Genomic DNA, 25,360 nt, shown 5'->3' with positions numbered 1-25,360 from the left:
TTCCCGGTTTTATCGGCCGGAATATGCGGCCGCCGCGTCCAGATCTGGAGTTCTCGGGTTATGAGTCAGGCAGTCGAACAGGGTACTCTGTACGTAATTTCTGCGCCATCCGGTGCCGGCAAGACAAGCCTTGTGGCGGGCATGCTCCGCAATGACCACAAGCTTGGCGTCTCAGTGTCCCATACCACCCGTGCCATGCGCGACGGGGAGCGGAACGGCGTGAACTACCACTTTGTCAGCCGCGATGAGTTCGAGGCCATGATTGGGCGTGGTGATTTTCTGGAGCACGCGGATGTCTTTGGTAACTACTATGGCACCTCCCAGGTCTGGGTGCGAGAGATGCTGGCGAGGGGGCAGGATGTCATTTTGGAGATTGATTGGCAGGGTGCCAGTCAGGTGCGACGGCTGATTCCTGAGTGCGTCAGCATTTTCATTGTACCGCCGTCGCCGGAAGTGCTGCGCGAGCGACTGGTCGGCCGTGGTACCGATGCGCCCGAGGTCGTGGAGCGCCGGTTGGCAGAGGCCAAAGAAGAGTGCCGCCACGCGGTCGAGTTCGATTTTCTGGTGGTCAATGACGACTTTGATACCGCCCTGGCGGATCTGCTGGCCATTGTCCGGGCCCAGCGCCTGCGCATGGCAGTGCAGCAATCACGGCACCAGAAGCTTTTGTCGGGGTTGTCTGGCCTGGCCTGATGCGGGGTTTTCCTGTATACAAATTGAGCCGGGCACAGTAAACTACGCGGTCTGCTGAATCAGTCATTTTACTTGTCGGGGAATTTATGGCACGAGTTACCGTTGAAGATTGTCTGGACCACGTTGATAACCGCTTCCAGCTGGTCATGCTGGCCACCAAGCGTGCCCGCCAGCTCGCGACCAAAGGTGCGGAGCCGATGGTGCCGGAAGAAAATGATAAGCCGACGGTCATTGCTCTGCGTGAAATTGCCGAAGGTCTGATTTCTCGTGATCTGCTCAAGGAAGAAGACGACGAGTAAGTTAGTTGCGGAGATCGGGTGATAAGTACCTATCTGCAGGTGAGAAGCATTGAAATCTGTCCCCACGGATTTATAGTGTGGTGATAGAACGTTGCTGGAAGGACTAAGGAAGGACCCGAATGCGTGCATTCGGGTTTTTTTGTCCCTGAATTTCATGAAGTTGTGGAGGCGCGGTGTCTGCAGAGGCTACGGTTGAAGGGCTGACGAGAGAGCTCAGCTCCTATCTGGATACCAATCGCATCAACCAGGTGCGACGGGCCTACTATTATGCCGAGCAGGCCCATGAGGGCCAGATGCGCAAAAGCGGCGACCGGTATATCACCCATCCCCTTGCCGTTGCCCACATCCTCGCCGATCTCAGACTGGACCATCAGAGTCTGATGGCCGCGATGCTTCATGATGTTATTGAAGACACTGGTATCCCGAAGGATGCCCTGTCGGAGCAGTTCGGTGAGGATGTTGCCGAACTGGTGGACGGCGTCAGCAAGCTGACCCAGATTGAATTCCGTTCCCGGGCCGAGGCCCAGGCCGAGAATTTTCAGAAGATGACTCTGGCAATGGCCCGGGATATACGGGTCATCCTGGTCAAGCTGGCGGACCGACTGCACAACATGCGCACCCTTGGCCCCATGCCCTATGAGAAACGCCAGCGCATTGCTACAGAAACCCTCGATATCTATGCCCCGATCGCCAACCGGCTTGGCATGCACGCCATCTGCACCGAGCTTGAGGATCTGGGTTTCTCCTCCCTGTATCCAATGCGATCGAAGTACATCTCCAAAGCGGTGGATAAGCTTCGGGGCAGTCACCGGGAAATCATCGAGGACATCCGTGGCAAGTTGCAGGAAAAGCTGGAAGAGCGTGGCCTGCCCGGGCGGATTCTTGGCCGGGAAAAACACCTGAACAGCATCTACAACAAGATGAAGTTCAAACAGAAATCCTTCCATGAAATCATGGACGTGTACGCCTTCCGGATTATCACCGATACCGAGGATGACTGTTACCGCATCCTCGGTGCCGTGCATAGCCTGTACAAGCCCCTGCCGGGCCGGTTCAAGGACTACATCGCCATGCCCAAGGCCAATGGCTACCAGTCCATCCACACGACCCTGTTCGGCATGCACGTGAACATTGAAATCCAGATCCGCACCGAGGAAATGGAACACATCGCCAATAACGGTATTGCGGCCCACTGGATGTACAAAAGCGAGCCCACCAGCGTTAACAGCGCGAACCAGGCAAGGGTCGATCGCTGGGTGAAGGGTCTGATGGAAATGCGGGAGCGGGCAGATGATTCCATGGAATTCATTGAGCATGTGAAAGTCGACCTGTTCCCGGACGAGATTTACGTGTTCACGCCCAAGGGCCGCATCATGGAGCTGCCCAGCGGGGCGACACCGGTGGATTTTGCCTACGCGATCCACACCGATATCGGTAATGCCACCGTGGCCTGCCGGATCAACCGTAATCTTGGCTCCCTGAGCCAACCCCTGCAAAGCGGCCAGACCGTCGAAGTCATTACTGCACCCGGTGCCCGGCCCAACCCGGCCTGGCTCAGTTTCGTGGTTACCGGCAAGGCAAGAAGCAGCATCCGGCATGTTCTGAAGAGCCAGAAGCGGGCGGAATCACTGGATCTGGGGCGGGCCCTGTTGAAGAAGTCGCTGAAGGGCTTTGGTGCCAAGCTGGCGGAGATCAGCGATGCCCAGAAGCAGGCGGTGGTGAATCACAATCAGGTGAACAGTTTTGAAGACCTGATCAGTGACATCGGCCTTGGCAATCGGATGGCCTATCTGGTTGCCCGCCAGCTTGTAATTGGTGCCGAAGGGCCTGACACCGGTGAGGGGCCTCGGGATATCGAGGGTGGCAATCACAGCCCGGTGACCATTCGGGGTACCGAGGGGCTGCTGGTCCGGTTTGCCAGCTGTTGCAAGCCGATTCCCGGTGATCCGGTGGTGGGTGTTATGGATTCCGGCAAAGGTATGGTGATTCATTCCGATACCTGCTCTCGCTTGCCCGAAGACGACGAAGGCAGGGCCCGCCTGACCCATCTCAAGTGGGCCAAGGACATTACCGACGAATTTTCTGTGGAGCTGCGGGTAGAGCTTGAGCGTCAGCGCGGTGTGATTGCCGAGATGGCAAATGCCGTGGCCATGACTGATGGTAATATCGAGCGCATCAATGTGGAGGAGCAGAATGCCCGCTTTGGTGTCGTCAGCCTGGTGGTGCATGTCCACGGGCGCCGGCATCTGGCCCGGGTCATGCGGCGCATCCGCAACATTCGGGCAATTACCCACATTAGCCGAGTGCGGCACTGAGCCAGACCAAAGCCCGGTTGACAGTCGCGCCGCAGAGGGGCGACGATTAGCGTTTTGGAAGAGAGGAAACTAAGGGTCATGACCAACAAATCCGTAATTCAGACCGAGAAGGCCCCCCAGGCTATTGGTACCTACTCCCAGGCGGTGAAAGCCGGAGACACGGTATACCTGTCTGGCCAGATTCCACTGGTGCCGGAGACCATGGAAGTGGTCGCCGGGGATTTTGCCGCCAAGACCCGGCAGGTGTTTGATAACCTCAAGGCCGTCTGTGAAGCGGGTGGCGGTGAGCTCAAGGATATTGTGAAGCTCAATATCTATATGACCGACCTGGCAAACTTTGCCACGGTAAACGAGATCATGGCTACCTATTTCCAGGAGCCGTACCCCGCCCGGGCAGCCGTGGGCGTGGCCGCCCTGCCAAAGGGTGTGCCCATCGAAATGGAAGCGGTGATGGTGCTGAGCTGAAGTTCAGCGCAAACCGGACTTCTTCAGAAAGGGCGGCCTCGGCCGCCTTTTCCGGTTTTTAAAGAGTCAACTTTTGTTGATCATGGCCCGGTAGCCGGCACGGAAATCCGGGTACCGGAATCGGAATCCGGTGGCTAGCAGTCTTTCATTATTGCAGCGTTTACTGCCGGCCCGGCCGCCTTTGCGGGCATCCGGCACGGGATCGGCGCAGGGCGTCTGGCGTCGCACCCAGTCCACCACCTCATCAAGCTGGACCGGCTCGCAATCGCTGGCAATGTAGCAGCGCTCCAGGGGCGTTCCGGAAAGCGCAAGCTGAGCCAGATGAGCGGCAACTTCCACAGCATCTTCTTCATGGATCCGGTTGCTGAACGGTGCTGGTGCTTGCGGGTTCATACGGCCTTCCTGAACTTCCTCAAGAAAACGTCGCCTGGAAGGGCCATAAATACCACTGAACCGAATGATCGTAGCCGGATGACCACTGTCCAGCGCTGTTTGCTCACCCGCCAGAATCTGCTCGCCGCTGAATCGGGCCGGGTTCGCGGGGCTGGATTCGTCGACCCAGCCGTCGTCGTCCTGAGAATAAACGCTGGTGCTGCTGACAAAGAACAGGTGTTTCAGGGGGTGGTCGCCTAGCTCTCGGAGCAGGTTTTCGAGGCCGGTAACGTAAGCATCCCGGTAACCTTGCTGGTCGTAGCTTGAAGGAGTCAGGCAGTAGATGATGATGTCCAGGTTGTCCGGTAGCTTGCCCTTGAGGGTTTCTGGCCGGGTCAAGTCCGCTCCGATGCCGCGCACGCCTTCAGGTACCTGATCCGGGTTCCGGCGAAGCCCGAACAGGGTTGCCGAGTGTTTCAGTCGGTTGGCGATGGCGCCACCGAGTTTGCCACAGCCGGCAACCAGAATTACAGGCGGGGTAATGCTTTCAGTGATTGCCATAGACAATTTCAATCCTTATGCTTTACGTCATAAATAAGTGGAACATCGACCCGCAAAGATCTTACCGGAGCTCAACATGACTCTCACCGAGTTACGATACGTCGTTACGCTGGCCCGCGAAAGGCATTTTGGCCGGGCTGCGGAGCGTTGCCATGTAAGCCAGCCGACACTTAGTGTTGCTGTGAAAAAACTGGAAGATGAGCTCGGCATCCCGTTGTTCGAACGCAGCAAAAGCAGCATTCGTGTTACCGAAACCGGCCAGCGCATTATCGAGCAGGCCCAGCGTGTGCTGGACCAGGTAGGCGTGATCAAGGACATGGCTCAGGACGGCAAGAACCAGCTCAACTCGCCTCTGAAGGTTGGCGCCATCTACACCATCGGCCCCTACCTGTTCCCTCATTTTCTGCCGGAACTGCGCCGCGCAGCGCCAGACATGCCGCTGTATATCGAGGAGAATTACACCGCTAATTTGCGTCAGAAACTGCGACACTCTGAACTGGATGCCATCATCATCGCCTTGCCGTTTGAGGAGCCGGAAGTTGTGACGCTGCCGCTTTACGATGAGCCCTTTGTGGTGCTGCTGCCCGCCGGACATCCACTGGCTGAGAAGGAGCAGCTGACCGCTGATGAACTCGCCCAGGAACAGCTGTTGCTTCTGGGTCCCGGTCACTGTTTCCGGGATCAGGTGCTGGAATCCTGTCCGCCGCTGGTTGATGCGGTGACCCGGCGTGCAGACGCCGCTTCCCCCTCGCTGGTTACCGAGGGCAGTTCTCTGGAAACGATTCGCCACATGGTCGCATCCGGGCTGGGTATTACCGTGCTGCCACTCTCTGCGGCAACCGCAATGCAGTACCGTGAAGACATTCTTGCGGTGCGCCCATTCGCGCCGCCGGTGCCGTTCCGGACCGTTGCCCTGGCATGGCGGGTCACTTTTCCACGGCCCAAGGCCATTGATGTACTGTCGCTGGCGGCAAGCCAGTGCCGGGTTATCGAGAAGGCGAAAACTGACACCCCCGTCGTTGCCGAAAGCGCCTGAGACCTGCTATGACGTCACTGGATGACATTCCGGTCACCCAGCTCAAGGGCGTAGGGAGTGCCCTGGCAGAGAAGCTTGCCAAGCTGGGGATCGCCACCCTGCAAGACCTGTTGTTCCACCTCCCGCACCGCTACGAGGACCGGACCCGTATTGTGCCGATGGGTAACCTGAGAATCGGCGATGTGGCGGTGGTCGAAGGGCAGGTGATGAAAGCCGACCTGATTATGGGGCGCAGGCGAAGCCTGCAGGTAACCCTCCGGGACAGCAGCGGCTTTCTGGTCATGCGCTTCTTTCATTTCAATGCTGCCCAGAAAAACCAACTGAACGAAGGCGCGCGGGTTCGATGCTTTGGGGAGGTCCGGCCAGGACGGGCAGGCTATGAGTTTTATCACCCGGAGTACCAGGTCAATCCGGCCCCCATGCCGGCGGGAGGCGAGGCAACGCTGACTCCGGTTTATCCTCTGACTGAGGGGATTCAGCAGCCCCGGGTACGTTCCCTCTGCCAGCAGGCTCTAGGCTATCTGCAGCGGTTCCCGATTCGGGACTGGCTGCCGCACGGGCTCTTGACGGAATATCAGCTACCGAGTATTACCGAGGCCGTCCAACTAGTGCACTCTCCCCCTGCCAACGCGCCGGTGCACCTGTTGTTGGAAGGTCGCCATCCGGCGCAGCAGAGACTGGTGATGGAGGAATTGCTGGCACATCAGTTGAGTCTGCTTCAGGTGCGGGAGCAGATCCAGGCCCGGGAGGCATTGCCGCTTCTGCCAACGGGAGATCTTCCGGAACGTTTCACCGAATCCCTGCCGTTTTCACTCACTGACGCCCAGCGCCATGTGCTTGCCGATATCCGGCAGGATCTCAGTCAGCCCTTGCCGATGCTCAGGCTCGTCCAGGGTGACGTGGGATCCGGGAAAACCGTCGTGGCAGCGCTGGCGGCCCTGCAGGCCATTGGCGCTGGCACCCAGGTTGCCCTTATGGCCCCCACTGAAATCCTGGCGGAACAGCATTTCCAGAATTTCCGGGCATGGCTGGAGCCATTGGGCATCCGGCTTGCCTGGCTGTCCGGCAAAGTTAAAGGCAAGGCGCGACAGGAGGTGTTGGAAGCTGTCCGGTCTGGTCAGGCCGGGGTGGTGATCGGAACCCATGCCCTGTTCCAGAATGAGGTTGAGTTTCACCGGCTCGCCCTGGTGATCGTGGATGAGCAACACCGGTTTGGCGTTCACCAGCGGCTGGCGCTGCGCGAGAAAGGCGTGGGCGGGGCGTTGGCACCCCATCAGTTGATCATGACGGCAACCCCCATTCCCCGGACCCTGGCCATGAGCGCTTATGCGGATCTGGATACGTCGGTTATAGATGAGCTGCCGCCGGGGCGAAAACCGATTGAAACCATTGTGATTCCTGACAGTCGGCGCGAAGACGTAATTGAGCGAGTACAGGGTGCCTGCCGTGAAGGTCGCCAGGCGTACTGGGTGTGTACTCTGATCGAGGAGTCGGAGGCGTTGCAGTGCCAGGCTGCAGAAGTAACTGCACAGGAATTGGCCGAGCGACTCCCGGATCTCCGGGTGGGCCTGGTCCATGGCCGGCTCAAGGCCCAGGATAAGGCTTCGGTTATGGAGCAGTTCAAGGTCGATGAACTTGATTTGCTGGTGGCCACTACGGTGATTGAAGTTGGTGTCGACGTTCCCAATGCTTCTTTGATTATCATTGAAAACCCTGAGCGCCTGGGCCTGGCCCAGCTGCATCAGCTCCGCGGCCGCGTTGGTCGGGGCGAACAAGCCAGTTTTTGTGTGCTGATGTATCATCCGCCGCTGTCCGCTAATGGTAAGGCCAGGCTGCAGGCACTGCGGGACAGTCAGGATGGCTTTTTTATTGCTGAGAAAGATCTGGAGATTCGCGGCCCGGGCGAGGTGTTGGGTACGCGCCAGACCGGTATGATGCAGTTTCGCCTTGCGGATTTTGAGCGCGACAAAGGCTGGATCGAGCCGGTGCGGGAAATAGCGCCGGGCCTCATGGCCCATCCAGACATTGTTCAGGCGCTGGTTCGCCGGTGGCTTGGCGAGAAAATCCGCTTTGGCGACGTTTAGAGGCGTCCATTCCGTAGTCCAGGGCGTATGGAAGCATTCGGAAAATGGAGTTTAATCAACATCAGGGCAATCTCCTTGCCCTATACTAATTTAAAGGTCATTTTCGAACTCGGATTATCAGACGAAAGACAGCAACATTCGGGAGAACTTTATGGAATTACCTGTCGCGGTTCAGCAGGCCCTGGGCGATTCCGCTGCGGGGGTGTCCCTCAGGGACGTGGGCCAGGCCAGTCAGAAGGAACTGCTGCGTATGGTACTTCTCAGTGACGGCCAGGGAAACCTCCAGGTAATTTGCCGCAGGGACGATCTGATTGATCTGGAGCAGCTGAACAAGCAGCTTGGCCGTGATCTCCGATTGATGAAACGCCGGGAGCAGGTGCAGGTTCGGAAGCGGGCCGGGCTCAAGGCGCTGCCGGCACTGCCATCGCTAACCGGCTGGCCGACCATTGTCGACCCGCGCGTGGATGAGCTGTCGGCCGTGGCGCTGGAATTGGGCGAGCAGAGCCTGGCAATGGTGATGCCTGCGGAGGATTTCCGGGTGCTGACAGCCAAGGCGGAGCGTTGCTTTTTTGCGGTGGACCCGGAGTCCATATCCGTGAATCTTGATGACCATGGCAGGGACCGGGATCAGCTGCATTCCGCCATCAAGAAGTTTACCGGCCAGAGAATTCAGCAGCGCCTGGAAGATACTCTGGAACTGCCGCCGTTGCCGGAAACTGCCCAGCGGATTATCCATCTGAGGGTCAATCCCAATGCTGTGATGGGCGATCTGGTAGACATCGTTGAAAGTGATCCCAGTCTTGCCGCCCAGGTTGTCAGTTGGGCTTCCTCCTCATTCTATGCCGCTGCAGGGCAAGTGAAATCCGTTCACGATGCGGTTTCCCGGGTTCTCGGGTTTGATCTGGTGATGAACCTGGCCATGGGGCTTTCGCTCGGCCGGGCATTGAGGCAGCCTCAGGATCATCCGGACGGCTATGTGGATTACTGGCAGCAGGCGATCTGGCAGGCACAATCTGCGGGCATTCTGGCAAGTATGATGCCCCGGGGGGAGCGGCCGGTATTCGGGCTCGCCTATCTGGCGGGCTTGCTGCACAACTTCGGCCATCTGGTTCTGGCCCAGGTGTTTCCGCCACATTTCAAGCTAGTCTGTCGCTCCCTGGAAGTGAATCCGGATATTGATTCCTCGGTAACGGAGCATTACCTGCTGGGCATTACCCGGGAACAGATTGCGGCACAGCTTATGGAGAATTGGGGGATGCCGGACGAGGTCACCCTGGCAATCCGTTACCAGAAAAATCCGGCCTACGATGGCGCCCATAACATCTACGCCAGGTTGTTGTGGCTGGGGCGCCAGTTATTAACCGCCCGGGGCGTGGCACTGGGTGCCGGAGAGGCAATCAGTCAGTCGTTCTACGATGACCTGGGCCTTGACCGTGAACAGGTGGAGGGGCAGTTTGATGAGTTGGTCAACAGTAAAGACAGCGTAATGGCCATGGCTGGCATGATGAGCCAGTAACAGGTCGGCCTTCTCGGGAATTGCCCTCAAAAAAAGCCGGCCCTAAGGCCGGCAAGCTCACCTGCTTGTTGCAGTGTCGTCCAAACTTATCAGGAGTAAACAACGTGAGGCGGCTTCCTTCACAGATGTCCGCAAGATGATGGAGTCCGCCCTGCTTTCAATCTAGACCCTGTCGGAGAAAAGAAAAGTCAACGGTTTACGCTTTAAATCAATGGGCCCGCCGTCAGTTTTCGATGGTTTCATAAGAGATTGATTTAATGAGCTAAAATGTGGCGGCGTCCAGTGAGGCGTTTACAAAATGTAACAAAAATAAGGTCTGACCAGTTGTGGTCTTAAGAGTTTAAGGGGTGTCAGGCGAAAACCGATGATGTCTGAGAGCGGTTGCTGCCCGGCGTATTTCGTCGGCATGTTTTTGCTCGACTCCAAAGCGTTCCTTGTCCATCTTTGCGACAAACTTGGCCTCAGTGGCCTGCCGAGCTCGATGGGTGGGCATGTGCTGCAGCTGATCATGCACTTCCTGAAATACCCTGAACGGGGACCGCTCCAGCAGTTCTGGTGCAATATGGTCCAGTAGGCCCTTGAGCCGTAGGCAGGCCTCGGAATATTCGATCTGATCCTCTTCAACCGCCATCGCAATGACGTGAACACTGTGTATCATGTCTTTTCTGCGGTTTGCCTGAAACGCTTCGGTTTTGGCCCGTCGTTTGCGGTTTTCCGAAAGCAAGCCCACCTGCCTGCGGATGAACACCAGCATCAGAACGATAGCGATGCCGCCGGCGATGATCAGACTCCATTGCAGCCACTGGGGCATTATCAACTCCTTTTATGAATCAGGCCCGTTTTCTTTGTCGCTCGGGACGCCAGACTTTGACAGTAACGGACTGACCGTTCAATACGGATGTGCCAGAGAGTGGATCAATGTCACCGTCGCTGAGCACATCGTTAATACTCGCGCCGGCATGGGCTGTCGCCACTGACTGGCCGGTTCCTTCTCTGTCATGGCCCCAGCCGTGGGGGATTGAAACGACGCCGGGCATCACGTCTTCGGTGATTTCCACTGGCAACACAATCTGGCGGCCGTCGGCACTGATAGCGGCCGCGCCGGCGGCCTGCAGTCCCAAGCGGCTGGCATCCTTGGGATGAATCATCAGGGTGCAGCGGTCTTTACCTTTTACCAGCCGCCGGCTGTTGTGCATCCAGGAATTGTTGCTCCGGACATGACGCCTGCCAATCAGCTGCAGGTTACTGTCAGCGGGAGTTTTCAGAAGATCATGGAGTCGGCCCAGATCGTCCAGGTATCGCCTTGGCGCCAGATTGATCCGGCCATCAAGGGTAAAGAGTCGGTCTGGAAGCGAAGGCTGGAGCGGCCCGAGATCAACACCGTTGGGGGTTTCCTTCAGCGTATTCAGGGACAGGCCCTTGGGCAGCGCTTGCCAGAGGCGGTTCAGCGGACTGAGTTTTGCCAGCCCTCTGAGTGGATGGCGTTGCGGCAGGATATCCATGATCAGATCAACCGCGGGCTGCAGCAATCCGCGTGCTCTTCCCACGTCTGCGCCATAGGGCCCGGCACGGAGCAACAGATCCAGAATCGGATCCGGGCCGATCTGTTTGAGCGTGCGCCAGCCCAGTTCGGCACGCAAGGGAAGTCGTCCGCCTTTTTTTCGCTTTTCCAGGCGGTGAGCCAGTTCTAACATGATCTGCCAGTCATGGCGGGTATCGGGGCCAGCTTTAAACAATGGCTCGGAGTATTTGGCGACATTCCGCACGGCCAACATATTGAAAATCAGGTCGTAATGACTGCGCTCAAGGGCCGCAGTCGGGGGCAGAATGACGTCGGCGTGGCACGTGGTTTCGTTCAGGTAATAATCCACCGAGACCATGAAGTTCAGGCTGCCCAGAGCCTCGTCAAGGCGGCGCCCGTTCGGGCTCGAAAGCACCGGGTTGCCTGCGACAGTTACAAACGAGCGGATCTGCCCTTCACCCGGTGTGAGGATTTCTTCGGCCATGGTACTGGCGGGGTATTCTCCGGAAAATTCCGGTAATCCCTTCACGCGGCTGTGGCGTTTGCCAAAGTGGCCCTTCTGGCCGGCCAGGGCACCTAGCTCAACCAGATCGATGGCCGGATGGGTGAACAGAACACCCCCGGGCACATCCAGTTTGCCGGTAAGGATGTTGAGGCAATAGGCAAGCCAGGTGGCGACGCCGCCAAAGCGTTGCGTGCTGGTGCCCATGCGGGTGTACAGTGCAGCTTTCCGAGTCGTGGCCAGCTGTCGGGCGAGTGCCCGGGTATCCTCTGCGGCGATGCCGGTGTGGCTGCTCACCGCATCTGGTGTGAAGGCTAGGGAAGCCAATCGCAGCAGGTCAACATCCTTCACCAGTCGCTCGGCAGGTCCCGGGTCCACCAGGCGCTCTTCGAACAGTGTATGCACCATGGCCATCAGCAGCAGGGCATCGCTACCTGGCCGGATAAAATGAAATTCGTCCGCCAACTTCCCGGTTTCTGTTCGGCGGGGGTCCACCACAATCATTTTTCCACCCCGTTGTTTCAGGGCTTTGAGCCGGCCCCTGAAATCGGGCACGGTCATCAGGCTGCCGTTGGATGCCATCGGATTGGCGCCGATGCAGATAAACAGATCGGTGTGATCGATGTCCGGAATCGGAAACAAGACCTGGTGTCCGAACATCTCAAGGCTGGCCAGCATGTGGGGCAGCTGATCGTTGGACGTTGCCGAGAACCGGTTCTGGCTTCCGATCGCCCGTAAGAATGGCATGGTCGCCACGAGGGATCCGTGGTTGTGGACATTGGGGTTGCCAAGATATACGCCGATGCTGTTCCGGCCATGCTTCTGGCGGGTTTGATGCAGCTTGTCGGCCACCAGATCAAACGCCTCGTCCCAGTCCATCTCCTGCCAGCCAGTCGCAGTCTTTCGGATTGGCTTCCTCAGGCGGTCAGGGTCCTCGTGGAGATCTTTCAGTGCGATCGCCTTGGGGCAAATGTGCCCACGGCTGAGCGGGTCATCTTCATCACCCCTGATGGAGACAATACAACCGTCTTTCATTTCGATTGCGACACCGCACATGGCCTCGCATAAGTGGCAGGTGCGGTAGTGGGTGCCGTTTTCCATGAAAGCGCTCTCCTGGCAATTTGTTGTTGTGCTATTGAGGTTTCATTGTGCAACCAGATTAGCAGGAAATGATGGTCAGGGCGAAATAACGAACGGAGTCTGCAGGGAAAGAGGGCCAGCCTGCTGGCTGGCCCTTTGATTCGGCGACATCAGGTGATGTCTATTCCTCTGCAGGGATCTCCTTCACCGGGTTGGAAATGAAGTTGAGGTAGACCCCCTGTTCGGGGATTTGCAGGGGCAGATCCAACGTCATAATTTCACCACCGGGGACTCCCAGGGCCCGCGCTCGGACATTGATGTCGACCAGGTTCGAGTTGCGTTGCTCAATCTGCATCCGGCCGTCGTCGAAGAAGGTGATATTGCCCTCGAGTTCGAGCACGAATTCCCGTCCGTAGAGATCGTGGGAGCCGCCCAGCGGGATTTCCATATCGGGCGCATCGAGCATCAATTCGGCACGGGTCTTGAAAACGGGCTGTCCGTTGTCCCCCTTGGTAATAACACCGGGAATCAGGCCGGAACGGCTGCACGCCGGCCCCGAACAGGCCGGGTCATCTTTGGCGTAGCGCATACGAAGAATCTGGGTGTTGGTGATGGACTCCTCCTGCAGTGGGATGAAACCGAACACCCGAAGCTCTGTGAATACGCTTATCGATGTGGCTGCAAGTTGCGTTGGATACAGGTTCACCAGGATCCCTTCATCGCCCGTCGGCTTATAGATGCCGGGACCCAGCACCTCCGTATTAAGGGCATAGGTCTGATAGATGAATTTGTTTTTCGGGCACCGGTCGCTCGTCTCACAACCCACACGGGCATCAGCATTACTGGCCACGATGGCGGGCGGTGATGCAGACGCCAGGTTGTTTCGGACCCTCAGCTTGGTGGAGTTTGCCGAAGCCGCCCATCCATCATTATCACTACCCTCATGGGTGAAAGGCTCTAAACAGTCCGGGTTGGTGTTGGTGCTGCAGTCCACCAGGAAGTTGGCGTTGGTGTCGCGAACGGGCAGGTTCCGCAGAGGCGTGAAAACGCTCTCGAGTGGCACGGTTCCGGTGAAGTAAATCACCATATGGTCCGGCCCATTGTTGCTACCACCGTCATTCAATCCTTCAAGCAGGTCCGTTTTGAGGGCCAGGCCATCGGAATCGCAAATCGAGGTGTAGGCGCCGGTAGCGCAGGTACCGGCGTCTTCCGACGATTTCAGGGTGTAGCGATAGTGGGCGCCGGCCTCCCAGGGCTGATCCGGGAAGAAGCGGATCCGTTGGAGGCTTTTCTCAAGCCGACCGGGAACCTCGCTTTCCAGCACTGTGATGGAGCCGTTTGGGGCCTGGCTTACCTTTTCCACGGTGAAGGTGTCGCCGCTAATGATGGAATCCAGATCCATGGACTTTGAAAAGACCACAGTAATGGGCCGATCTGACGGCATCGTGCTGACCGGCAGTACATCACCGATACCCCCATCCGAATAGCACTGTCCCAGTATACCGGCAGAGAGGTCCAGAAGGCTGTGGTCTGTCTCACAGGGGAAGCCCGGGTAGGTTGTCAGCGCAAGGGCAGGGCGTCTGGTCACAGACGAGCCACCAATATCATCCAGAGAAAACTGGAGGGGAGCAGTGGCGGCGGGATTGCCGGCGAGGTCGGTCAGCCCGTCGATCACCACCTCGTATTCAACGCCATGGCGCAGGCCATCTTCCGGGTTCAGGATGACCGCCGTGCCGTCGAGTCGTGTTTCAAGGGCGTTCACAGAAACACCATCAGCGTACAGTGAAACGCCAGCTTTGACCGAATCGGAGGCCAGGGGCTCATCAAAGAACAGAATGACCGGGTCCCCGGGGCGCTGCATGGATTGGCGTGTGTTCGGCGTTGCGTTTTCGGGGCCTGGCATCCAGCTCACAAGGCTTGGCGCTTTACTGTCCAGCCGGCGAAGCATCTCAGCATCGAGTACTGAGTCGGCGTCGGTAGCCGCTTGAAGATGGAATGCGATGGTTGAGTCGGTGTACTCCTGCCCCAGAAGGTTCGGCTCCACCATGCCAATGGCATCAATGGTCAGAACCCCGTCCCGAACCAGGGCGATGCCTCGTAGTTCAACTCCCATCAGATCCTGTGACAGTGCCGCATTGGGCTGGGCATTTTCTGTGTTCATGGAAACATCCATAAACAGGGTGATGTGCCTGGGCGCGTTGAGGTTATCGGTATAGGGGTTCGGGCTCAGATAACCGGAGGCGTCTGACAGCATGGTGACCTTGATGTTGCCGGTAGTCTGGAGCTCGCCAGTGGCCGCATCCAGAACGGGAACCTTGCCGCCTACCAGAACCTCCAGGCTGGTGCTGTTCAGTACGCTGCCACGGGCTATGCGTAATGGCAGCGCTTCATCGGCTTTGAAAGCGGGAGCAAAAGCAAGCTCGGCAAACAGATCTCCGGTCTGTTGGGACGGCCCGGCCTCACCCTGAAGCACGGAATTGAGGGTGACCCCGTTGATGATCTGACCATTCAAAACTGATCGGGTTGCGTTTTCTTCCGTGGTTCCTGCGGTCAGGCCTGAATCAACGGCTGATTGCTGCAATACGACCGTGGGGCCCGTTTCGCGGGGAGAGAAGGTGATCTCTTCGCTGAATCGGCCGGCATCCATTTTCGTGAGGCTGGGCAGATTTTCAATCCGTAGGGTGTAGTTCTGGTTGGTGTCCAGAACGTCGTCCTTGCTGCCGCATTCCCGGGGCTCCTGGACCAGGCAGGGGTCTACTGTTATCCGGTTTCCTTTTACCAGGATAATCGCCGGGACCACCTCGTCGTTCCCATCCAGAAGTTGGATTGATCCACCGAGGGTTCTCCATTTCGGGTGGACGGGATTGGTCATGGCCAGGCGGAAGGTGGAAAAGTTCATGGTTTCGAACGGAGTGCCGTTTGCCGGAACCCGCCAGGCAATTCCAAAACTGTCAACAGAGTTGGCTGTGCCAGCCGCACCTGAGAAACTGCCTCGGGTTTCAAACTGGATTCCGGCATCGCCCACCGCATTGGGCGTGCCGATCTGCCGGCCGTCTTCGGCCGCCAACGGCTCGGTGAACGTGACGGTGTAGGTCCCGAGGTTCCCAAACTTCGAGGACGGAGACAGTTTCAGGCTTTTCCCGCCGTCAATCCGGGTGACCGAAAACGGCAGGGACTGGCCCTCCGATTCAAGCCGGATTTTGGTTTGAAGGTCTGCATCCTCGCCTGTCAGGGCATGGCTGAAACGCAGGACAATGTCAGCGTTGGGGCTGACGCCCATCTGCCCGTCTGCGGGGTAGGAATAGACCACCGCGCCAGGAGAGGCCTTTTCATTCATGGTCTGTTCGCTGCCACCACAGGCGGCCAGCAACAGGGCAGGAATTAATGCCAGTGTCTGGTTGTACTTCATGGCTGACCTCTCCTCAGAACTTCAGGGTTATGGAGCCGCTGATAACATGAACGTCGCCGTCGGCAGTTACGTCGGTTTCATTGCCGTCATGATCCACCAGCGTGAAATCCCGCTCCTGCAATTGCTGATATTGATAGCCAACATCCAGGCGTACCGGGTGAGCCAGAAGCCGAGTGCGGTTATAGGTGGCACTCAAGCCCAGGCCGACGACAATCTTGTCGGTGTCGAGGTAGTTGATCTCGGGGTTATGGGTGGATTTGAGTGGCGACTCTTCATAGGCAAGGCCGGCACGCAGGGAGAAGTTTTTGTTGAGCGCGTATTCGGCGCCGATCCGTGGAATCAGGATGTCGTCAAACTGGATTCGGCTGCCTGCCACCACGGAGCCCTGATTTTTAATGGTGTCGCCGGTGAACTCCTGTTCAAGTTCTGACCAGTTCTGCTGTTCGATACTACCGCCAGCGCGCCAGCGGTCGCCGCTATACTGGACGCCTAAGCCAAAGGTCTCCGGCTGGAAAGAGTCGATGGTGGAGACAGCAAGACTCAAGCCCGGGTCCGGGATGGTCTGAGTCACAATAATGTTTGAGTCCACGGTCGTTGAGGCGGAGGATTTGGTGCGGTACGTAACCGCTGTTTCCCAGTGCTGAAGGAAACAATCGCTCTCCGGACAGAAGGTGTTGCCCAAGTCAATGGTGGTTCCCAGGATGGTCTTCAGCGAAGGTTCAGCGCTGACGGAAAGTCGCTCGCGACTGGTTTCGCCGCCCAGAGTGGAGACAGCATCAAGATTCGCCGTGGCATCAAGTGTTACCCGGACCGATACGCCAGCTGAAATTCCCCTCCAGATCGGAGTTGCGCCACCGATGTTCAGGAACAACGGTTCCTTGCCATATTGAAGGAATTGGCCATTCTCAGTGGTCTGGGAATCGAACGCCAACATTTCCTTTCCGTATTTTTCGACACCGGCAATAAAACCGAGGTAAATCGGATGCTTGAACCGAGTGAGTGACCCCAGATTGGTCTTCATACCGATCAGCACATGCTGGCTTGGCGAGCTGGAGAGTACATCGCCATTGGCGTTGGGGTTGGCTGATCGCAGCTCCTGTTCGGCGTGCAGGATGCCGGCTGTCAGCTCGCCCCGCTCGTCTTTGGTGAGGTAGGCGGGGTTGTAGTAAGTTGCGGACACCTGATCGTTGAACATGGACAGTGACTGCGCCGTCGCTACGTCTACCGGCATGACGCCATAGGTGGTCCCGAGGTTGCCCATGCTGGCGTGGACTGAGAATGGGAGGCCCAAGGGGGCTGCTGCAATTGCGAGGGACACTGCCCTGGTGCGAAACCGGGAGGAAAAAGCCATTGATACGCTCCGTTACTTCGTTGTTTTTATACTCGTGCCGTGAGCTGGCATTTCTGACACGGCTGGTGTGTGGGTACGGGGCATAGTGTATGTGGCTTGTCTTTTCAGGACGTTGGCTTTTTTGACATCAAGCAACGTCTATAGAACCAGCATTGCAGGAGAGAAGGCGCAATCGCCTGTAATTGGGGGAAAGGTATTCAGCTTATATCGTGCTAAGTGGACCAGTCGCACCGGAGCTCAGACGAAGGGAGGGGACGGCTAAACGAACTATCAGGGAGCGTATTCAAAAGCAAAGGTCCCAATTGAGGGACCTTTGCTAAATGTAAGCCTTCAGGCGTCAATTAACTTGATATTGCGATATTTTTTGCCCGCCGCCTAAGCGCAACAAGCCCCATCAGACCAATGCCAAACAGCGCCAGAGTTGAAGGTTCAGATACATCCACTGGCTCACAATTCCGTTCGATGCAGTAAGCGGCATCGTGGGAAAAGGGAGCGAAGTCGGTGATCGCCGTCCTGTTGCCGTTAGTTTCGCCGTAAGTGTAGAGGTCAAAGTGAAGACCGTAACCCGCTGCCAGTGATGATGCGTCAATCTGAAATACCTGCTTGTACAACTCCTCTCCAGCAGGTCCAGCAGAGCCGTCCTGAGTATTGTATGAGGGAATTGTGGGCAAACCATTAAAACTGAAGGCCAGTTGATAATAGTAGGTATCGTAGATTCCGTGTGGACCAAGCTCTCCGCCATTAGAGACTGATTCGACGGGTGGGGTGCCATATTCGGAGTCGCCAAGCAGGGTGGAAAGCGCGATGCCATTTACGGTGACGTTGCCAAGGTTAGCCGGATCGCCGATATTTTGGGACTGGGGCAGAAGCGCGATCGAAAGGTAATAATCATTAGCAATATCTACTTCAGTTGTCTTACCCAAGGCCCATAGGTCAAATGATGAAGTCGTAGTCACAGTACTCTCTTCTGTGCCGCCGACATAGGTGCCGCCATCAATATCCAGTTGCAGTGTAGGTACGGCAAGCACAGAGCTCGCTCCTAACATCCCTGTAACCAAGGCCGCTAAAGTGTTCGTTTTCATAGCGACAATCCTCTCAAATTTTCACATGATGCATATGCCAACCAATTCATGGCAGGCGTTCAGTGAATAACATGCAAAAGCACGACCAGAAACCAGAAGTAAAGAAGTTTCAATGGGCTGGCCTTGGAGTGTGGTCTTTTGGTAGGCGCTGTGTGTAAAACTTTCCGACAGCAGTCATAGTTTTGATGACGAGTAACGATATTCGAAAATGGTGGGCCCAGCAGGACTCGAACCTGCGACCAAGGGATTATGAGAGCCTTGATGTAGAATATTCTACACCACAGAAAACCACAATAAACGGAAATTCAATAACCTACGAAAATCGAGGCCCACAGCAAGCCACACAAAGCCGCTCGCTAGTTGACACATCGTTGACACCGATTAGTCGTCTTCAGATCGTGACCAGTCACGCATGTTCTTGTACTTTTCGGCCATGCTCCCACCACGAAATGAGGGGCCGGAACTGGTAAATGGCTGACTACCTGGCTCTCCCGGCATCGGCCCTCTGTGGCGCTTTAACGCCTGGGTCCATCCTCTCTCAAACCAGTTATATTCTTTGGTGTTTGGTTCGAATGGATTGATGAGCTTTCCATCGTTTTCGTGGAACGACATCCTGCCTTGCTCAATAATCGTTCTTTCCTTGAAATCGTCCATCGACCTACTCCTTTGCTACCCCAGCTAAGCCTTGTATATCGTATCCCTGCGACCAACAGCAATGACCGTCACCACAACCACGCCATCATCGACATGGTAGACCAGTCGGTAACCAGCGGATCTAAGCTTGATCTTGTACAGGTCAGGATCACCGCGAAGGCTGTGCTTCGGGACTCTGGGGTTTTCCAGGCGTCGCTCCAGAACGTTAAGGAACTCCGCCTGGATAGAAGGGCTAAGTTTGTTCCACTCCTTGAGCGCTTTTTTCTTGAATTGCAGCTCGTAGCTCATTGATGCTCACCGGTATTGATTCGTCATCCATACGCTTGCGAGCCTCCTGCAGAAGCCGGTAATCCTCGAGCTGCTCTTGCATCTGTTCGAATGTCTCGACAGGCACCATATAGGCTCTGGGCTTGTTGTGACTCAGGATCACAATCGGTTCGCCATTAGCCTGGTTGAGCACCTCATTCGGATTAGCTTTCAGCTCCGAAATGGTGGCCGCAAGCCTCGCAAAAAGGCTTCTCATCGTTTCCTCTCCCCAGTCGTGCCGTTACTCATTCAGTCATAGCCCTCTCATCACCGGCCTTCACGCATATGGCCTCTCACCTAGGGCGTTTCTCATTCTTTAGGCACCTCTCGCAATTATAGTCCTCAATAAGGTCTAAAAAAAGATCTATTTTTAGACCTATGGAAAGAGGTTGGTTTTTGGTGTGCAGGGCAACGCTGTGAGTGATAAAAGCCGCTTGCTAAATACTGATTAATGGTCTTTGCTGGATGTGTACAAAAAATACGCAGGAGGCGTCTTATGGCAAATCGATACTATGTAAATAAAAACTCACAGGCGAATGGAGATCACGAGATTCACACTACTGGTTGTTCCTACATGCCTGCCGCTCATAACTGCCATTCTCTGGGCCTTTTCGACAACTGTCGCGGGGCCGTTCTGGAAGCAAAGAAGATCTATCCACGCTCTAACGGCTGTTACTACTGCTGTAAGGCTTGCCATACATCTTGATTAGGCACTGCCTTTTCTCGTATCCGTCGAGATTAGGCGATCTCGTACACGTTGTTGGGATTTCTGCTCTATACCCACTTACAGGGGCTGCCACAATAGAGCCTGAGTCAATCGGTTAGGACGACCAGGGCTCACCGCCGGCAAGGATGCCTCGCAAGCGCGACACCTGCATAGTGGTGTGACTGGTCAGGGAGAGGTCTGGCGCCAATTTCCGGAAATAAATCTGTCCCGGTTTCGGTTTCCGTGTGCTTCTATCTTGCTATTTTTTCAATTATATAGTTAGCGAATGCTGAGCATGTGATAAGCATAAACTTTGCATCTGACTCTGAGACTCTAGGCTCTTCTAAAATTGCATGTCTAATACCATTCTCATCACTCGTATATCCATAAAGTGACGATAGGCTACTTTTAAGTGCTTTATGTATAACCCCTTTTTTTTCAAGCTCTGTTAAAGCGTTGTTTATTCCTCCCTTTCTGTCTAAGGTTATTTCTCTGGTTATGCTTTCGATGGCGGATATTGACTCTTTTATAGAGTTTCTATAGTCGGGGCTTTTTCTGTCTGCATAGAGTTCCATTGCTCTTTTTATATGGGCAGAACAGCCAGAATATTTGTCTTGAGAGACCACTTTTTCAATTGACCCTATCTCTATTTCGTTGGTTATGGGAACTATTTTTTCATCTACTAACCTGTACCCAGATTTTTCTGATTTAAGAACACTATTAATCTGCTCAGAAAAAACGTCACTATGGTGGTGTGCGGCTATGAATTCTACTAGGTCGTATATTTCGTACCATGATAATTTATAGAACCGATCCTTCATGTCTAGGAATTCTATATCAAGTACTCCACTCATGTTGTCGATTGGTTCTTTGAAAAAATCTTTCCACAGAAAAACGTAAAACGATTTGACCAGATATTTTTCAGTTTGAGTTCTGTTTTTAAATTGATTCGGTCCAAGTACGTGAAGGTTTAAAATGTTCCATATGGAATTTTTTAACGCTCGGTCTATATTTTTTAATTGGAAGGTTTCCCTTGGCGTTGAAAAACCTTGGCGTTCGCTAAATTTCATACTATAAATCCTCTTCGACTCGTACGGCTTTCCCTATCACCTTGAGGCTTCAAGGGCTTCACTAGGAATCTCATGAAGAGGATACCCTTTCTTATCGCTGAAAAGCTGGCCCTATCATTCCAAATCTTCTGGATTCGCTTAACTATTAAGTGGTCTCCATTTCGAATGACACAAATGTTCCCTTTCCTCAACGTCTGATGACTCGTATCTACTATTACGGTCCCGTTGTCAGCGATCATTGGCTCCACACAATTCTCTCCCCCTTCCAACCCACCTTTTAATAGACAGTTTTAATCTTCGGCAGTCTTTAATGGTTTGAATTCGGAATCCATTTTCATTCTTTTCAGTATTTCAGTCTTGATTTCTCTGCATTTGGAGGTGTTCTTGAATAAACTACCTAAATAGGAGCTCGGGTGCAGGTCTTCTATGACTTCACCAAGTTCTACGAAAAATAATTCACATGCTTCGTTTATAACTTCTTTGTTTGGTACTTCTTTTTTTATTTCTTCATGAAGGTATTGCATTACGCAGTGAAGTAAAAATCTGTTTCCATGGGTGATCAGGAGTTCATCTCGAGCGCTTAACTCCGATCTATATTGTGAAATGAAGGTGTCTACTGACTTCAAAACTTCAACTTCTTTAAGGATGTCCATGGACTTTACTCCCCCATTAAATAATAGCTTATAAGGGGGTTTCTGGATGTCGTCCCATAGCTTACTTATTTCACGTTTTGCTTGAACGGCGTAATATATGTCGTTTTGAGAGCACGCCCTTGCGATTGTGGCTTGTGGTAAGTCAAAGCTGCTGGTGTTATCGCCGGAGGTTTCTCCCGCTTTGTAAACATAATTTATTTTGTTCAATGCAAGCTCATCGTGAATCCTTTTCTGCTCAGGATCCAACGATACGAAATCTCGCTTTTCGATTTTGTTCTGAGTGTTTGTACTCTGAGTTATCTTCTTAGAAACGCTGTCTTCTTCATTCTCATTGAAGGATTCAGGATCAATTTCTATTATTCTAATCCATACTCGGGTCTTTTCTAAATTTTCGTTTTTTCTGCTCTTAAGTGAGTAAAGCGTTCCTACCGTTTGTGCGCCGTTGACAATTCTTATATTGTCGCAGTTAAAATAGCCAACTTCTCTTGAATCGCCGCCAAGAGGTTTCTTTGTCACTTTCGAACATAGAGCTGTTATTCCGTTGTTGTAATACCAGAACATATCTGGAGATTCATTTACGGTTTCAGTTATGCCTTCGTTTACTTCTGTATTTCCTAGGTAGACGCGAATGTTAGGAGCAAAAAGGTGTGGGCCCGAACTATCGTACCAGCTTGCCAGATCGCTCCCTGCAATTTGTCCGTAGACAGAGCGAAGTGGTCCTTTGATGAAGGACCAGTTGTGAATTGCAGCCTCATGATCAATTGGTTTTGCTAACGCACCACTACTTACATATTTGTGGATATCTTTGAGATTTATTTCTGTGAAGTGGAACTGGTCAGCAATCTCATTGTTGCTGTCCAAGAATTCATTCACTATTTCTTCGCAATCCTTTGAAATTTTATCCTTTCCAGAGTGAACTATGATCAAGTGAAAACGATTCTGTGGATCCAGCAAGTTTTGAGTGATCTCTTCTTTTCTTTTCTGTATTTTTTCGTTGAAAGAAGAGAAATCTGGTTTTATAAGTTTTTTTACGCCTCCAATGAACTTTCTTGTATCGCCGGTGTCAATGCTGCCGTTGCCGTCAGTATTATATTTAGACTGTATTACGTATAGGCACTTTTCTTGCTCAGCATAATAAATTGCATCGAGTCCGTTATCTTTGAATCCATCGGTTACCGATACGCATGCATCTTTTATGGTGCTTTCGGACATCATGTTTACTGAGATAGCAGCTAATGATCGAGTTGTTTTCTTGTTTTTTAAATCTGGTTCGCTTTCCTTTTTTAAGTCGAGGTCACTGATGTCTATATTTGGAAAAAAATTTTCTTCCAAATAGTTCTCGATTTGTCTTAGCTGTAAGCTCATTGCTACCTCTTTTTTATTTAAAGAAAGGCTGGCTTTGATTTGCCAACTGTTCGGAAAGCTTTAATTCTTCGCCTGAAGCCCCCACCACATATTACGAGGGCTATCCCTGTTGTTTTTTTGATTCCCCTTGTCGGTCTCCATACCAGGAACTGGCGATTCTTGCCGCCAGGCTGAAACCTATCCTGTTTTCAGGCTGTTCTCTTTCCGTGCCTTTTCCATCTCTGGGCTGATCTGCCCAGCCTCCGGAATGGTTCTGCCGCTAACGATCCAGAGCGCGAATTGTGGGTAAACTTCACACACAGCCTCTATGTGTTCCTCGTTCGCTCTTTGTTTCCCACCTCTGATGTTCGACCACTTGTTTCGATCAATGCCAGTGGCCTTCTCCATGTCGCGTGAGGAGACCTCCAAAACATTAAAAAGCTCTATAAGCCTATCTCTGATCATAGGTAAAATATACTGGTAAATAGTACGACGTCTATTATGATGGTAAATAATACGACGGTATAAATACGTCGTACCCGTGTAAAACAGTGTAGCAGAGTGCAAAACAGTGGACGAGCAAAAGCAAATCATTCTGATCGCAACCCCTGTCATGACCCAGGACCGCTACGCCCAGCTCACGGGCTTAACAGAAGGGCAGGTAAGGGGCCAGATCGAAAAAGGACATCTGCCTTCACTCAAGATCGGCCGGGTGCGCATGGTCAACATCGCCGCCCTGTCTCAGCAGGCCTTGGACCAGGAGGACTGGCAATGACTTGGGATATTCACAACCATTTTCCCTGCCTGATCGCCCCGGACCTTCTCGAGCAGAAGTTCCAGGAAATCCGTGTGGTCGTGACAGGCGCTCTCGACTTCTACAAGAGCGGCCAATGGGAACTGTACTGCGATAGCGTCACCAAGCTCTTGGGCATGGCTGCCGCCTTCAGCGGCCTGGACGACGATCTTTATAACTACACCATGGACTGCGTCAACGCCCTGTCCCGCTTCACGCTGCAGCACACCGTGGTGGATTTCGAAGCCTGGGCAATAGGGCAGGCCTGCACCGCACTGAGGGCCGCCGCATGAGACACCACCGGCACGAGGCCAGCAAAGCCATCAACGCGGCCAGTTTCGCCTTCCAGGGCCCTCGTCCGTCCTCTGCGCTCACTGTCCAGGCTCTGGAAGGCCTTTTTGACAATCTCCTGCACCAGTTAAGCCACCTGCAGGACGTGCGGACCGACTACCCGTGCGACTACATGGCCCGCTGCAAAGCCGGCTTCACCGACGCCCTGATCCACGAACTGGAAGCCAGCGGCCATCACAGCCCGGCGTTCGATCGCCTTATCCGGCTGCGGGACGCCTGGGACTGTGGCCACCTGGATCTTCCCAACGTCACGGAGACCCAACCATGAGCACCATCCCCCCAAGGCAGGACCAGGTGGAAGACAAAGAACGCCGTTTCTACGTCTGCACTCCATCCTCCATCTACCTGCAACTCCAACAGGAAGCCATCCAACGCGGCACCGACCTGTGGACCCTCGGCGGTTCCGTCCTGCGCGCCTGGGTCGAGGCTGGCTGCCCGACCTTTGGCACTCAGGACCAACACCCTGAAAAGCCTTCGAGTCCGCCCCCGTCATCGTCACCACTCGCGCACGAAAAGGGGGCCGGGCAGTGATCGCTGCAAGGCTGGCGCGCAGCGCCAGGGCCGCAGGCCCCCTGGCCTTGTGGCGGGCTCTGGCTGGTCCACAGTGCGCACGAAGAGTGGTGAGGATGTCGGGGGAGGACGGCCGCCCCTTGATTCCGAACCATGAGCACAGGAGGCAAGCGGAGCGCGGCAGGCGACAGGGATCGTTACCCGTAAGGGTGGCCACCTTAGTGGCCAGGAGCGCAGCGAGTAGAGCCCGCCCCGAAGGGGTCGCAACACCCAATTCAAACCCTTTCCACCATCAATACCAGGAAAAGCAGTAACCGAAATCAGATTCGAAATTTAAACCCCGGCCCAGCCGGACAACCAGCAACAGTAACACCCGAAACCAAAACCAGAGGACACACGCAATGGAAAACTACCTGAACCTCATGATCATCGGCGCCACCCGCTACGACATCGACGGCAACCGGGGCGGTTCCCTGTGGGCCTACTCACCAGCAGAGGCTGATGACGACAACCGCGTCGGCAACGAAGTCATGAAAATCGCCTGCGACTGGAAGCACATCGACCAACTGCGCAACCACGCCGGCAATCTCCCGGCCATGTTCACCGTCAAGGCCCAGATGAAAGCCGGGCAGGGCGGCAAGATCACCTTCAAGGCCCTGGAGTTCAAACCCCAGGAACCCTTGAAG

The 25,360-nt window shown here is 54.6% G+C and carries 24 protein-coding genes; 12 read left to right on the top strand and 12 right to left on the bottom strand.

The genetic code is table 11. From position 1 onward, the window contains the following. Positions 1-60: 60 nt before the first annotated feature. The 4 genes from gmk (at position 61) to ACN0XM_RS00105 (ending at position 3,772) form a co-directional block, all read left to right on the top strand. Positions 61-693: a guanylate kinase gene (gmk, locus tag ACN0XM_RS00120; RefSeq protein WP_417564881.1), complete on the top strand. Its 633-nt coding sequence runs from the start codon at positions 61-63 to the stop codon at positions 691-693. Positions 694-779: 86 nt separating this feature from the next. Then, positions 780-992 (top strand): DNA-directed RNA polymerase subunit omega, encoded by a 213-nt coding sequence (gene rpoZ / locus ACN0XM_RS00115; RefSeq protein ID WP_417564880.1) that lies wholly within the window; start codon positions 780-782, stop codon positions 990-992. 173 nt (positions 993-1,165) lie between these two features. After that, positions 1,166-3,307, top strand: coding sequence for a RelA/SpoT family protein (locus tag ACN0XM_RS00110; RefSeq protein WP_417564879.1), 2,142 nt, complete (start codon positions 1,166-1,168; stop codon positions 3,305-3,307). Positions 3,308-3,385: 78 nt separating this feature from the next. After that, positions 3,386-3,772, top strand: a complete 387-nt coding sequence (locus ACN0XM_RS00105) for a RidA family protein (protein WP_099617706.1) — start codon at positions 3,386-3,388, stop codon at positions 3,770-3,772. 66 nt (positions 3,773-3,838) lie between these two features. Here the strand turns inward: ACN0XM_RS00105 and ACN0XM_RS00100 are convergent, their stop codons facing one another. Next, positions 3,839-4,705, bottom strand: a complete 867-nt coding sequence (locus ACN0XM_RS00100; protein WP_417564878.1) for an NAD-dependent epimerase/dehydratase family protein — start codon at positions 4,703-4,705, stop codon at positions 3,839-3,841. A gap of 76 nt (positions 4,706-4,781) precedes the next feature. Between ACN0XM_RS00100 and ACN0XM_RS00095 the strand changes: the two genes are divergently transcribed. The 3 genes from ACN0XM_RS00095 to ACN0XM_RS00085 all read left to right on the top strand — a co-directional run bounded on the left by ACN0XM_RS00095 (position 4,782) and on the right by ACN0XM_RS00085 (position 9,341). Continuing rightward, on the top strand, positions 4,782-5,741 hold the full coding sequence (locus ACN0XM_RS00095; RefSeq protein WP_417564877.1) for a hydrogen peroxide-inducible genes activator: 960 nt from the start codon (positions 4,782-4,784) through the stop codon (positions 5,739-5,741). 8 nt (positions 5,742-5,749) lie between these two features. Then, positions 5,750-7,825, top strand: a complete 2,076-nt coding sequence (gene recG / locus ACN0XM_RS00090) for an ATP-dependent DNA helicase RecG (RefSeq protein ID WP_417564876.1) — start codon at positions 5,750-5,752, stop codon at positions 7,823-7,825. A 151-nt stretch (positions 7,826-7,976) separates the two neighbouring features. Continuing rightward, positions 7,977-9,341, top strand: coding sequence for an HDOD domain-containing protein (locus ACN0XM_RS00085; protein WP_417564875.1), 1,365 nt, complete (start codon positions 7,977-7,979; stop codon positions 9,339-9,341). A 340-nt stretch (positions 9,342-9,681) separates the two neighbouring features. Here the strand turns inward: ACN0XM_RS00085 and ACN0XM_RS00080 are convergent, their stop codons facing one another. From ACN0XM_RS00080 to ACN0XM_RS00030, 11 genes are all read right to left on the bottom strand, one after another. Continuing rightward, entirely contained in the window at positions 9,682-10,152 is a 471-nt protein-coding gene (locus tag ACN0XM_RS00080) for a DUF2489 domain-containing protein (protein WP_417564874.1), read from the bottom strand. A gap of 19 nt (positions 10,153-10,171) precedes the next feature. Further along, complete coding sequence (locus ACN0XM_RS00075; RefSeq protein ID WP_417564873.1) at positions 10,172-12,466, bottom strand: molybdopterin-dependent oxidoreductase; 2,295 nt, start codon at positions 12,464-12,466, stop codon at positions 10,172-10,174. Positions 12,467-12,626: 160 nt separating this feature from the next. Further along, positions 12,627-15,854 carry an Ig-like domain-containing protein gene (locus ACN0XM_RS00070; protein WP_417564872.1) on the bottom strand — a complete coding sequence of 1,076 codons (3,228 nt, stop codon included), beginning with the start codon at positions 15,852-15,854 and terminating at the stop codon, positions 12,627-12,629. Positions 15,855-15,867: 13 nt separating this feature from the next. Then, positions 15,868-17,205 carry an alkane uptake protein AupA gene (aupA, locus tag ACN0XM_RS00065; protein WP_417564871.1) on the bottom strand — a complete coding sequence of 446 codons (1,338 nt, stop codon included), beginning with the start codon at positions 17,203-17,205 and terminating at the stop codon, positions 15,868-15,870. A gap of 341 nt (positions 17,206-17,546) precedes the next feature. Next, on the bottom strand, positions 17,547-18,287 hold the full coding sequence (locus ACN0XM_RS00060; protein WP_417564870.1) for a choice-of-anchor N protein: 741 nt from the start codon (positions 18,285-18,287) through the stop codon (positions 17,547-17,549). Positions 18,288-18,668: 381 nt separating this feature from the next. After that, a complete protein-coding gene (locus tag ACN0XM_RS00055) occupies positions 18,669-18,941 on the bottom strand; it encodes a hypothetical protein (protein ID WP_417564869.1) in 273 nt (90 codons plus the stop codon). Positions 18,942-18,965: 24 nt separating this feature from the next. Then, on the bottom strand, positions 18,966-19,229 hold the full coding sequence (locus tag ACN0XM_RS00050) for a type II toxin-antitoxin system RelE family toxin (protein ID WP_417564868.1): 264 nt from the start codon (positions 19,227-19,229) through the stop codon (positions 18,966-18,968). Further along, on the bottom strand, positions 19,174-19,464 hold the full coding sequence (locus ACN0XM_RS00045; protein WP_417564867.1) for a type II toxin-antitoxin system Phd/YefM family antitoxin: 291 nt from the start codon (positions 19,462-19,464) through the stop codon (positions 19,174-19,176). The genes ACN0XM_RS00050 and ACN0XM_RS00045 overlap by 56 nt, the downstream gene beginning before the upstream one ends. Positions 19,465-20,204: 740 nt before the next feature. Next, complete coding sequence (locus tag ACN0XM_RS00040; RefSeq protein ID WP_417564866.1) at positions 20,205-21,023, bottom strand: AbiJ-NTD4 domain-containing protein; 819 nt, start codon at positions 21,021-21,023, stop codon at positions 20,205-20,207. Then, a complete protein-coding gene (locus ACN0XM_RS00035; RefSeq protein ID WP_417565496.1) occupies positions 21,020-21,262 on the bottom strand; it encodes a S24 family peptidase in 243 nt (80 codons plus the stop codon). Before ACN0XM_RS00035 ends, ACN0XM_RS00040 begins: the two co-directional genes overlap by 4 nt. Before the next feature lie 51 nt (positions 21,263-21,313). Beyond that, positions 21,314-23,041, bottom strand: coding sequence for an AIPR family protein (locus ACN0XM_RS00030; protein WP_417564865.1), 1,728 nt, complete (start codon positions 23,039-23,041; stop codon positions 21,314-21,316). Between the two features lie 550 nt (positions 23,042-23,591). On the opposite strand from ACN0XM_RS00030, the gene ACN0XM_RS00025 reads away from it, so the two are divergent. The 5 genes from ACN0XM_RS00025 to ACN0XM_RS00005 all read left to right on the top strand — a co-directional run. Next, a complete protein-coding gene (locus tag ACN0XM_RS00025; RefSeq protein ID WP_041646358.1) occupies positions 23,592-23,795 on the top strand; it encodes a hypothetical protein in 204 nt (67 codons plus the stop codon). Then, on the top strand, positions 23,792-24,106 hold the full coding sequence (locus tag ACN0XM_RS00020) for a hypothetical protein (protein ID WP_417564864.1): 315 nt from the start codon (positions 23,792-23,794) through the stop codon (positions 24,104-24,106). The genes ACN0XM_RS00025 and ACN0XM_RS00020 overlap by 4 nt, the downstream gene beginning before the upstream one ends. After that, on the top strand, positions 24,103-24,432 hold the full coding sequence (locus tag ACN0XM_RS00015; RefSeq protein WP_417564863.1) for a hypothetical protein: 330 nt from the start codon (positions 24,103-24,105) through the stop codon (positions 24,430-24,432). The genes ACN0XM_RS00020 and ACN0XM_RS00015 overlap by 4 nt, the downstream gene beginning before the upstream one ends. Continuing rightward, entirely contained in the window at positions 24,429-24,695 is a 267-nt protein-coding gene (locus ACN0XM_RS00010) for a hypothetical protein (protein WP_417564862.1), read from the top strand. Before ACN0XM_RS00015 ends, ACN0XM_RS00010 begins: the two co-directional genes overlap by 4 nt. 380 nt (positions 24,696-25,075) lie before the next feature. Next, positions 25,076-25,360: hypothetical protein (locus tag ACN0XM_RS00005; RefSeq protein ID WP_417564861.1), on the top strand; the 285-nt coding region annotated here is incomplete at its 3' end.

The organism is Marinobacter sp. (assembly GCF_048269445.1).
Taxonomy (GTDB): domain Bacteria; phylum Pseudomonadota; class Gammaproteobacteria; order Pseudomonadales; family Oleiphilaceae; genus Marinobacter.
The sequence above is the reverse complement of the archived record's forward strand: the minus strand, read 5'-3'. Positions and strand labels throughout refer to the sequence as shown.